The organism is uncultured Maritalea sp. (assembly GCF_937139385.1).
GTDB classification, from domain to species: domain Bacteria; phylum Pseudomonadota; class Alphaproteobacteria; order Rhizobiales; family Devosiaceae; genus Maritalea; species Maritalea porphyrae_A.
Genome location: NZ_CAKZPW010000267.1, coordinates 1 through 10,671, shown reverse-complemented (window position 1 = coordinate 10,671; position 10,671 = coordinate 1). Strand labels below are relative to the sequence as shown.

Genomic DNA, 10,671 nt, shown 5'->3' with positions numbered 1-10,671 from the left:
ATATGTCGCGTGCGCCTTGTGAGGTCTGCGACGGCAATCGTCTTAAGCCAGAAGCCTTGGCTGTCAAAATTGACGGGTTGCACATCAGCGATGTGTCGAAAAAGTCAATTCGCGAAGCCTACGAATGGTTTGAGCACCTTGGCGACCGGTTGAACCCAACGCAACGCGAAATCGGTGAGCGGATCATGAAGGAAATTCGTGATCGGTTGAATTTTCTCGTCGACGTTGGATTGGATTATCTTTCTCTTTCAAGAAATTCTGGCACCCTTTCTGGGGGCGAGAGCCAGCGCATACGATTGGCTTCCCAAATCGGTTCCGGCTTGACCGGTGTGCTCTATGTACTTGACGAACCATCCATCGGTTTGCACCAACGTGACAATGCGCGGTTGCTGGAAACCTTGCGTCGCTTGCGCGATCTTGGGAACACGGTCATTGTTGTGGAGCATGACGAAGACGCGGTGTTAACTGCCGATTATGTGGTTGATATTGGTCCGGGTGCCGGCATTCACGGTGGCGAAATCGTTGCACAAGGCAAACCGCAAGACATTATCAAAAACAAAAAGAGCCTAACGGGTCGGTATTTATCCGGCGAGCTGGGCGTAAAAATCCCTGAAGAGCGACGCCCCTTATCTGACACCCGTCGCATCCGCATTACAGGCGCGACCGGCAACAATTTGAAGAATGTTTCCGTTGATATTCCGCTTGGAACATTTGTTGCTGTTACTGGTGTTTCAGGTGGCGGCAAATCCACTCTTTTGCTTGATACGATGTACACAGCGATTGCGCGCAGACTAAATGGCGCGCGGGTAACCCCTGCCCCACATGATCAGCTCTTGGGCCTCGAGTTTCTTGATAAGGTCATCGATATCGATCAAAGCCCAATTGGGCGGACCCCACGGTCTAACCCCGCGACTTACACGGGTGCTTTTACGCCAATTCGAGAATGGTTCGCTGGATTGCCTGAAGCAAAGGCACGTGGATATGCGCCAGGACGCTTTTCATTCAACGTTAAAGGCGGGCGGTGTGAGGCGTGCCAGGGCGACGGTGTGAACAAGATCGAAATGCACTTCCTGCCGGACGTTTATGTGACTTGCGATACATGCAAAGGCAAACGCTATAATCGCGAAACACTTGAGGTCATGTTCAAAGAAAAATCGATATCTGACGTGTTGGACATGACTGTTGATGAGGCAGTTCAGTTCTTTTCAGCTGTGCCTTCTATTCGAGACAAGATGCTGACGCTGCAGCGCGTTGGGCTTGGGTATGTAAAGGTTGGTCAACCTGCAACCACCCTGTCAGGGGGAGAAGCGCAACGGGTTAAGCTCTCAAAAGAGCTTTCAAAGCGAGCGACTGGTCGGACACTCTACGTGCTTGATGAACCAACAACCGGATTACACTTCCATGATGTTGCCAAGCTACTAGAAGTCCTTCACGAACTCGTGGACCAAGGTAACACAGTTGTGGTTATTGAACATAATCTTGAGGTCATCAAGACAGCCGATTGGATTATTGATTTGGGACCAGAAGGTGGTGACGGCGGTGGTGAAATTGTTGCCGAAGGTCCGCCAGAAGCAATTATTGCCGAAAAACGCTCACACACCGGTCGCTTTTTGAAAGAATTGTTCGATCGTCGCTCAGGACAGCGAGCAGCGGCTGAATAGAGTATCTGATAGGTATGACAACTTGATGTGTTTGGCCTGTTGATAGTGCATGGCTGCACTACGTTTTTTGGCAGTGCTGCTTGCGTGCGGAGCTTGGTATGCTCGGTCATACTTAGAATCTTGCAAAGGCAGCACCATGCGAAACACGAGCATTCAGTCGTTCATCGACCTATTCAATATGCGTCAACACCTGCGTGAGTTGGACACCAACATCCATGACAATGCCGATATGCTAGGCATCTACAGCCGTGAGTTCCGTATGCCCGTACAACAAAACGATCGTCACGCGAACTTGACGCGCTAGCATGTTAACCAGACCTGCGGTTTGTGCATGGGTGATGTGCGGCAACAGGGTCTACTCAATCTCACAGTGCGGGCCTATATGAAGGTCATCAAACAACAACCAATGCATTCAACAGGAGAATGATCATGGCTTTGGGAAACACACTACGCCGCTGGGCATCTTATCGCAAAACTTTACGCGCTTTGAATTCACTTGACGAACGCGGCCTCAATGACCTCGGCATCAGCCGTGGCGACATTGCAGCTGTTGCGCGTTCACAAGCAGAGCGCATCTAATCAGTTTTGCTTGCTGATCAAATCATCAGTATACGAAATTCACGACACCCGCACTTTAAACGAAGTGGCGGGTGTTTTGTTTTGTTCGCACGCGCGCAAATCTAGCCATGCATCAAACGCATAGACGAATTGCACATTCTCTATCTACTCGTTCGCGTCAAACCTCACTAAGTTCAGGTCAACAACAACGCATTAACTTATCTAGGAGATGAGCAATGGATTTCGGAAAAACACTTCGTCGCTGGGCTTCTTATCGTCAGACAGTACGTGAGTTGAGCGCTCTTGATGACCGTGAATTGAATGACCTTGGCATCAACCGTGGCGACATTCAGCCTTTGGCACGCGAGCAAGCTTCTCGTATCTAGTGCTAAGCTTTGCACTAGACACTGGCCTCCAAGACCTTTGAACACCCGCACTTCAAAAGAAGTCGCGGGTGTTTTGCATATTATGGGCCTTTTTTGTTGCCCAAAATTTTCAATGAATGTATGTGCGGTCTATGACAAATTCTTCAAAAACTATTCACGTTGTTGGTGGTGGGTTAGCAGGCTCTGAAGCTGCTTGGCAGGCCGCTGAACTAGGTGCAACCGTAGTGCTGCACGAAATGCGTCCCGTACGTAAAACTGACGCTCACCATACGGATGGCTTGGCAGAGTTGGTGTGTTCAAACAGCTTTAGATCCGACGATCATGAGTATAATGCCGTTGGTTTGCTGCATGAAGAAATGCGCCGCTGCAATTCGATCATCATGCAGTCGGCAGAAAAACACAAATTGCCCGCTGGCGGCGCTCTGGCTGTTGACCGAGACGCTTTTTCTAGCGACGTAACGGCGGCACTTGAGGCTCATCCCAATATTACGATTGATCGTGCCGAAGTCGCCGGTCTCCCCCCCCAAGGCTGGGACAACGTCATCTTGGCGACGGGACCGCTGACCTCCCCGGCCCTGGCGGAAGGCATACAGTCGATCACCAATTCAGACTCGCTTTCTTTCTTCGACGCGATAGCTCCAATCATCCACAAAGACTCAATCAATATGGATGTTGTGTGGGCACAATCGAGATACGACAAAGCGGGTCCGGGCGGCACAGGCGCAGACTATTTGAACTGCCCAATGGATGAAGAGCAATATAATGCCTTCATCGACGCATTGCTAGCTGGGGAAAAAACCGAATTCAAAGAGTGGGAAAATGTCCCATATTTTGACGGCTGCTTGCCGATTGAAGTGATGGCAGAGCGCGGTCGAGAAACGCTGCGGTTTGGCCCTATGAAGCCTGTTGGTTTGACAAACCCTAGAAACCCGGACGTTAAGTGCCACGCGATTGTACAACTACGCCAAGACAATGCACTGGGCACCCTCTGGAACATGGTTGGGTTTCAAACCAAACTCAAATATGGAGTTCAGGCCGATATTTTACGGATGATCCCAGGTTTGGAAGATGCTCAATTTGCGCGACTGGGCGGGTTGCATCGCAATACATTTTTGAACTCACCTGAGTTACTAGACCAACAATTGCGATTGAAAGCAGAACCTCGTTTGCGTTTTGCTGGCCAAGTGACTGGTGTTGAAGGATACGTAGAAAGCGCCGGACTTGGTTTGGTTGTTGGCAGAATGGCTGCAGCACAAGCAAAGGGCGAAGAACTTGCGCCACCACCACCTACGACGGCCATGGGTGCGCTCGTGCACCATATTACCGGCGGTCATTTGGCAGATGAAACAAATGGCATCAAATCATTCCAGCCGATGAATGTGAATTTTGGCCTGTTTCCGCCTGTTGAAAAACCCACAAAACCAGAGGGTCACATTGGGAGATGGCGCGGTCCAGACAAAGCGAAGGCCAAAAAGCTTCTTATGACAAAACGTGCGTTGGAAGACTTAAAAGGTTGGGCCTAATTCTTTGCTGCATAGGCAAACATTGAGATCATCTTACGCATTTCTGAGCGACCGGCACCGGCTACAAAGGGATTTTCCTTTTGCGTTCGGAGATATCGCAGCTGCAATGCGCAAACAGCGCTTTGGACAAAGGCAATTCTCGCCGGCTTAGGTAACAACTTGATTGCATTTTGTGCCAGAGCAAGGTGCGCGCTGGCCGCTTCACCATGCGCACCAATCGCTTGGCGCAAGGATTCTGTGTTCTGTCCAGCGAGGATAGACTTGTCATCAATACCAAAGGAATTGAACACGCTTAATGGCAAATAGATCTGTCCCTTGGCGCTATTGTAGCCAAAGGCTAGCAAATGTTGCGTGTAGGTTGTTGCAACCCCCAAATGGCCGGCGGCCTCTGCATAGATCGCTGGATCAGCGCTCTTGTCTCCCAACATCATGGCGAAATACTGGAAAATGCATGCGCGGGTTTCGCCCGCGTATCCCTCAAACTGGTTCACGTCCGGCATGGGGTCGTCATATAGATCAAATCTGTGAGCGGCAATCATGCGTTTTAAAGGCACCGTGGGAAGTCGGTGTTTTTCAATCGCTACCAACAATCTGTCCGCAATAGGGTTGGCGCGCACAGTACCATGACCTTTACCCTCTAGCGCGTCGTGCCACCACTGCAGGCGGATTTCACCTGGTGTGGGCTCTGAAACCCGCTGACGAACCACACGCAGCTCAGCAGCAAAAGCCGCTAGGGCTTGCACGTCTGGGCGCACATCTTCTGGCATAAATAGTGTTGCCAGATAGTCGTCTCGCGATATCTTGTTCAATTCTTCAGCAACGTGCCGTTGGTTGGTGCCTGTTTGCATAGCGCTTTATTCAGCACGTTCAATTGCGATAAAACCGGCCGAAACTGCACGTTTTTCCGCCATCAGCACGTTATAGGTGCGAACGGCTGCACCCGTGCTCATTGGCTCAAGAATGATTGCGTGTTCGCGGAACTTTTCTCGAATACTCTCATCAATGAACGCGATATCTTTGCCTGTGCCAATAAGAAAGACGTCAATTTCGTCGCTTCTCTCAAATATCTGCGTGAAGTCCAATTCGTCCAATTGTTTGGCATTGGTTATCGCCCATTTGTGCATACCTGATGGCAGGCACAAAAGCGAACCAATGTGTGACATGTCTTGAAAGCGGAACCCACCGTTGCCATAGGCATCGATGGGAACCTGATATTTGTAATGACCGTCTGCGATTTGTGACACGATTTACACAGACGCGCCATCGGCGCGTTGCTCAGCTTTTTCCTCTTCCGCGCGCGCGCTCAATTTGAAGTTCATCAAAAGAGGAGCGGCAACAAAGATTGATGAGTATGTTCCAACAATCACGCCCCACGCCATAGCGAATGTGAAACTCCGGATGACTTCGCCACCAAAAATCACAAGCGCTGTCAACGCCAAAATTGTTGTGACCGAGGTTAGAATAGTGCGCGACAACGTGTGGTTGATCGACATATTAAGCAGGTCGCTCATCAGCATCTTGCGGTAGTCGCGCAGGTTTTCTAGCACGCGGTCATAGACCACCAGCGTCTCGTTGAGCGCATATCCTACAATCGTTAGAATTTCTGCAATAGAGGCAAGATTGAACTCAAAACCTGTTATGGCAAACATGCCAATAGTCAGCACAACGTCATGCACCAAGGCAGCGACAGCACCAACTGCGAATTGCCATTCAAACCGCATCCAAATATAGCCAAGAACAGCAATAATAGCCGCTATAACGGCAATGGTGCCAGTTTGTGCCAGCTCACCCGAAACCGTTGGACCAACCACCTCAGTGCGTCGCACTTCGTAGTCACCCTTTATGGAATCAACAACTTTGGTCACAGCTTCTTGCTGGGCCGTATCGCCGCCATCTTGGGTTTCAATTCGGATCAGAACGTCTTTTGCACTGCCAAATTCTTGCACTTGAACGTCGCCCAAACCAAGCTCACCAACCCGCGAACGAATGTCCGCGATATCCGCTTGATCAGCTGTCGCTTGAACTTCAATCGAAGAACCGCCCTTAAAATCAATGCCCAAGTTCAAGCCTTGGGTGAAGAAAAGACCAATGGACCCGACCAACAACACTGAAGAAAACGCAAAGGCGATGACCTTTCGGTCCATAAATTTAAAGGCCGTTCCATCAGGCAAGAGCTGCAGCAAGTGAACCTTCAACTCCTTTGGGCGGAACCAAGCAAACCAGCGAGCAATTTGGAATTGCGTCAAAAGATATGCCGTAAACATCGTTGTCAGAATACCAATGGCCAACGTAATCGCGAAGCCACGGATTGGTCCTGAACCAAGGAAAAACAGAATGACAGCGGCAATCAGCGTGGTGACGTTAGCATCCACGATTGTTGCAAACGCCCGCTGGAAGCCAGCTTCAATTGCCTGCACGACAGACCGACCTGCGCGCTTTTCCTCGCGGATACGCTCATAGATCAACACGTTCGCATCAACCGCCATACCAATCGTCAATACGATACCTGCAATGCCTGGCAAAGTAAGCGTTGCACCAAGTACAGACAAAACGCCCATGACGAGGAAAATGTTGATGACCAGCGAGATATTCGCGAAAATTCCGAATACACCGTAGGCCGCCAGCATGAATGCAATCACCAAAATGCCGCCAACCAAGCCAGCAATTTGACCTGCTTGCACACTATCAGCACCCAGACTTGGGCCCACAGAGCGTTCTTCAATAATATCAAGTGTCGCGGGCAAAGCACCGGCGCGCAACAACACGGCAAGGTCATTTGCACTTTCAGCGGTAAAGTTACCTGTTATCTGCCCGGAACCACCAGGAATGGCCGTTTGGATCGTTGGCGCTGTTATGACTTGCCCGTCCAAAACAACGGCGAACCGTTGACCGACATTTGCTCCGGTTAGTTCAGCAAAAACAACAGCGCCGCGCGTATCAAAACGGAAAGTTACAATTGCAAGACCCGATTGGGAGTCAAAGCCAGGTTGAGAATCAACCAACGACTCTCCGCCAATAGCCACGTCTTCCATTAGCAACTCTTCGCCACCTGCTTGGCTGGGCAAAATGAAAGTCCCTACGGGAAGTCCCTGCACTTTGGCTTGCGCCGCTGTGATTGTTGGGTGAACCATATGGAAAGTAAGTCGCGCAGTTTGCGAAATCAGATCTTTCAACCGCTGAGAATCATCAAAACCCGGGACTTGGACCAAAATTCGGTCACTACCTTGACGTTGAATTGTTGGCTCAGTAGTGCCCAATTCGTCAATTCGGCGGCGCACAACTTCAATTGATTGTGCAACAACTGATGACAAGCGCTCTTCGATACCCTCGTCTGTGAGTTGCATCGTCAATTTGCCGTCGGCGGTTTCCCCAAAACTGATCTCATTCACACCACCGACGCCGCCAATTACTGTGGCAAGAGGGATATTAAGATCCTGAATTGCATTTTTTGCCAATTCGAACTGAGCAGAATCTGTCAATTCAATGGTCAAAAGCGTACCATCGGTCTTGATGATGTGACCGATGGCATTGTCATTTGCCAGCAACGACCGCGCCTCACGGCGAAGTTCTTTGACACGCTCAGTAACAAGTTCTTCTTTGTTCACTTGGAGCAACAAGTGCGAACCGCCTTGAAGATCAAGGCCGAGCACAATCTGCTGCTTTGGCATCCAATCCGGCAACGAAGCAAGTGTTTGCTGTGATACAAGATTTGGAAGTGTGAACAAAATACCAGCCAATGACACGATAAGTATCAAAGCGGCGCGAATTGGGGAGAATTGTAACATGAGCGAGTCAGATCTTCTTGTCTGTTAGCTGAACTATTTCTTGTCAGTTTTGTTGTCGTTCACGGGCTCAGCTTTGGTGCGAACATCAGCAACCATTGAGCGAACAACCTTTACGCGAACGTTTTCAGCAAGTTCAACTTCCAACTCACCGCTGTCGTCTTTCACGCGAACAACTTTCCCCACAAGACCACCACTGGTCACAATGGTATCACCGCGGCGGATTGCTTCGAGCATATTCGCTTGTTCTTTTACGCGCTTTTGTTGTGGCCGGATAATCAAGAAGTAGAAAATCGGGATAATCAGCAAGATCGGCATCAAGCTGGTGAGGTAATCAGCTGCGCCGGGTGCTGCTGCTTGCGCAAATGCTGGTGTTACAAACATACGGATACTCCTTAGATCGACTTTTAAACCGTGAACATTTCCACTTAAATGGGCTCAAATCGGTTCGTCGCGTTATGGTCTCAGATCGTGCGGGAATATATAGGTGCAAATTTGCAAATGCAAAGGCAAACAAAGCTTTTCACGCAAAGATTGGATATTAAATGAAAAAGAAACATGTGCTTTTGGACATTGCGCGTTCGCTTGCGATCCTTGCAGGTCGGGATCTAAAGCAATCTGCAGAACTCACAACCGCAGATGCTTATCAATGGAACGGTCAAAACCAATGCTTGCAGCCAGTCGACAAAGTGAATTTTATTGCATTGGGCTTGCTGCTTGGAATTGACAATCAAAAATCGATCCTATCCCAGAATACCGAACAATTTGCCAAAGGACTTGGGGCAAATAACGCACTACTGTGGGGTGCAAAAGGCATGGGCAAGAGTTCCATCGTCAAAGCACTGCACGCAGATATATTGCAAAAATCCGCAAGCGACACATCATTTCGCCGCTTAGTTTTAATCGAAATTCATCGTGAAGACATTCAAACAATGCCGTCGCTTATGCGTTGCGTTGCGCAGGCCGACGCGCAGTTCTTGATCTACTGCGATGACTTGTCGTTCGACAAAGACGAAATGGACTACAAAGCCCTCAAATCGGTACTAGATGGTGGCTTGGAGGGCAGACCAAGTAATGTGCTGTTTTATGCTACATCAAATCGGCGCCATTTGATGCCCCGCGATATGGTGGAGAACGAAACGCGCGCTGCCATTCATTCAAGCGAAACAATTGATGAGAAAGTATCGCTTTCTGATCGTTTTGGTTTGTGGTTGGGGTTCCACAACTGCGATCAACAGACATATTTGGATATGGTGAGTCATTATTGCGCGCATTATCAAATTAATGTGGATGCGGAGGAATTGCGCGCCAACGCTATTGAGTGGGCAGCGACCCGTGGGGCACGCTCTGGCCGCGTGGCCATTCAGTTCGTGCGCCACTTGGCAGGCAAAAAAGGCCAGTCCCTCTTTTAGGACTGGCCTTAGCGCTTAAATTTCAAGCTTTCTTAGCTTGCAAGAAGCGGCAATGGATCAACTGGCGTTGCCCCTTTGCGCAATTCGAAATGCAACTGCGGCCGGCTCACTGCGCCGGTCATGCCCGCTGTGCCGATAGAATCACCACGATTTACTGCGGCCCCTTTGGCAACTGTAATGTCTTTAAGGTGTGCATATGCAGACACGTAGCCATTGCTATGCTTGATCAACACCAGATTTCCAAAGCCCTCTACAGCGCTACCCACATAAATGACTTCGCCATTTTCGGCAGCGCGGATCGATGAGCCTTCTGGAACTTCAATGTTTACACCTGTGTTCTTCGAGGCACGGAAATCTGCGATGACCCGACCTTTAACAGGCCAACGGAAAGAACCTGCAACGGCTTGGGGTGCTTTTGCCTGTGGCGTTTCGACCTTCACTGGCGCAATTGAAGCGGTCGTGGTGACTTTTTCAGCTGGTGCTGGTTTTGGTTCTTCCGCCTTTTCAGGCGTGGTGGCGACAGCCGCTTTGGGTGCTGTTGTTGCTAGGCCAGTAGGTCGAGAAATCGGTCTTGGCGCAACCTCAGCTGTTTCCACCGTTTTAGGCGCCACCGCAGCAGTTGGCGTTGGAACAACCGGTTCCGCAGGCTTTGCAGCACTTGCAGACACCGCAGGCGCGGCAGTTGGAATAGCAGCCGGTGGTGTAGAAGCTGAAGCCACTTTTACAGGTGCTACAGTCGCTTTGACATCTGGCGTGGTATATTTTGGTGCCACCATACCGGGACGACCTGGGACAATAATGTCCTGTCCAACGAAAATTCTGTCCGGCGAAATCATTCCATTTGCGGCAACGATTGAATCCGTTGTCACGTCATAACGGCGCGCGATTGCATATAGCGATTCGCCCGCCTCTATTTTGTGGGTAAACGCATTGTCTGGCACTGCGCGCGGTGCAAGCGCGCCTGCGATACTCGCGGTGGTTGTATTGTCGATTTTTGGCGCTGTGTTGAGATCAACTTCAGCTAGAGAAGGCATTGCGGGCATTGACTGGGTACTCGTTACTGTAATTGGGGTCAAAGTGGGCAATTGCTGACGAACAATCTGAGATTGCGACGCAGCCGACTGCCCCAGTACTGGGGCTGCCTGAACCTGTGGATATACGCCCGATGTGAGCGGGTCTCTTGTATCGATATTTTGTGTATTTACGGAGGGGCCTACAGTCGCAGCTGGAATGTATGGTGCCCTTGAATTTGATGCGCTTAGATATTGCCCGGCGGGCGGCAGCTGCGTTGCAGCAACCGCATTTGGCATGGCTTGTGCAAGATTGGCGTTCGTAGCTGTATTTACCGA

11 protein-coding genes are annotated in these 10,671 nt (G+C 50.1%); 6 read left to right on the top strand and 5 right to left on the bottom strand.

Annotated elements, in window-relative coordinates:
- The 5 genes from uvrA to trmFO form a co-directional block, all read left to right on the top strand.
- Positions 1-1,661, top strand: a 1,661-nt coding sequence (gene uvrA / locus Q0231_RS11020; protein ID WP_299347710.1) for an excinuclease ABC subunit UvrA, incomplete at its 5' end; no start/stop codon positions are given.
- A gap of 136 nt (positions 1,662-1,797) precedes the next feature.
- Entirely contained in the window at positions 1,798-1,965 is a 168-nt protein-coding gene (locus Q0231_RS11015) for a hypothetical protein (RefSeq protein WP_269394278.1), read from the top strand.
- 125 nt (positions 1,966-2,090) lie between these two features.
- Positions 2,091-2,240 carry a DUF1127 domain-containing protein gene (locus Q0231_RS11010; protein WP_299347709.1) on the top strand — a complete coding sequence of 50 codons (150 nt, stop codon included), beginning with the start codon at positions 2,091-2,093 and terminating at the stop codon, positions 2,238-2,240.
- Between the two features lie 215 nt (positions 2,241-2,455).
- Positions 2,456-2,605 (top strand): DUF1127 domain-containing protein, encoded by a 150-nt coding sequence (locus Q0231_RS11005; protein ID WP_269394281.1) that lies wholly within the window; start codon positions 2,456-2,458, stop codon positions 2,603-2,605.
- Positions 2,606-2,721: 116 nt separating this feature from the next.
- The gene (gene trmFO / locus Q0231_RS11000; protein WP_299347708.1) at positions 2,722-4,128 is read left to right on the top strand and encodes a methylenetetrahydrofolate--tRNA-(uracil(54)-C(5))-methyltransferase (FADH(2)-oxidizing) TrmFO; all 1,407 of its coding nucleotides are present in this window, start codon (positions 2,722-2,724) and stop codon (positions 4,126-4,128) included.
- Here trmFO and Q0231_RS10995 read toward each other — a convergent pair.
- The 4 genes from Q0231_RS10995 to yajC are packed head-to-tail and all read right to left on the bottom strand — an operon-like array spanning position 4,125 to position 8,294.
- On the bottom strand, positions 4,125-4,976 hold the full coding sequence (locus Q0231_RS10995; RefSeq protein ID WP_299347707.1) for a squalene/phytoene synthase family protein: 852 nt from the start codon (positions 4,974-4,976) through the stop codon (positions 4,125-4,127). The genes trmFO and Q0231_RS10995 overlap by 4 nt on opposite strands.
- A 6-nt stretch (positions 4,977-4,982) precedes the next feature.
- Complete coding sequence (locus Q0231_RS10990; RefSeq protein WP_299347711.1) at positions 4,983-5,375, bottom strand: MTH938/NDUFAF3 family protein; 393 nt, start codon at positions 5,373-5,375, stop codon at positions 4,983-4,985.
- Positions 5,376-7,913: a protein translocase subunit SecD gene (gene secD / locus Q0231_RS10985; protein WP_299347706.1), complete on the bottom strand. Its 2,538-nt coding sequence runs from the start codon at positions 7,911-7,913 to the stop codon at positions 5,376-5,378.
- 33 nt (positions 7,914-7,946) lie between these two features.
- Positions 7,947-8,294 carry a preprotein translocase subunit YajC gene (yajC, locus tag Q0231_RS10980; protein WP_269394285.1) on the bottom strand — a complete coding sequence of 116 codons (348 nt, stop codon included), beginning with the start codon at positions 8,292-8,294 and terminating at the stop codon, positions 7,947-7,949.
- Between the two features lie 161 nt (positions 8,295-8,455).
- On the opposite strand from yajC, the gene Q0231_RS10975 reads away from it, so the two are divergent.
- Complete coding sequence (locus Q0231_RS10975; RefSeq protein WP_299347705.1) at positions 8,456-9,322, top strand: ATP-binding protein; 867 nt, start codon at positions 8,456-8,458, stop codon at positions 9,320-9,322.
- Between the two features lie 32 nt (positions 9,323-9,354).
- Here Q0231_RS10975 and Q0231_RS10970 read toward each other — a convergent pair.
- A partial coding sequence (locus Q0231_RS10970; protein ID WP_299347704.1) for a peptidoglycan DD-metalloendopeptidase family protein occupies positions 9,355-10,671 on the bottom strand: 1,317 nt, incomplete at its 5' end.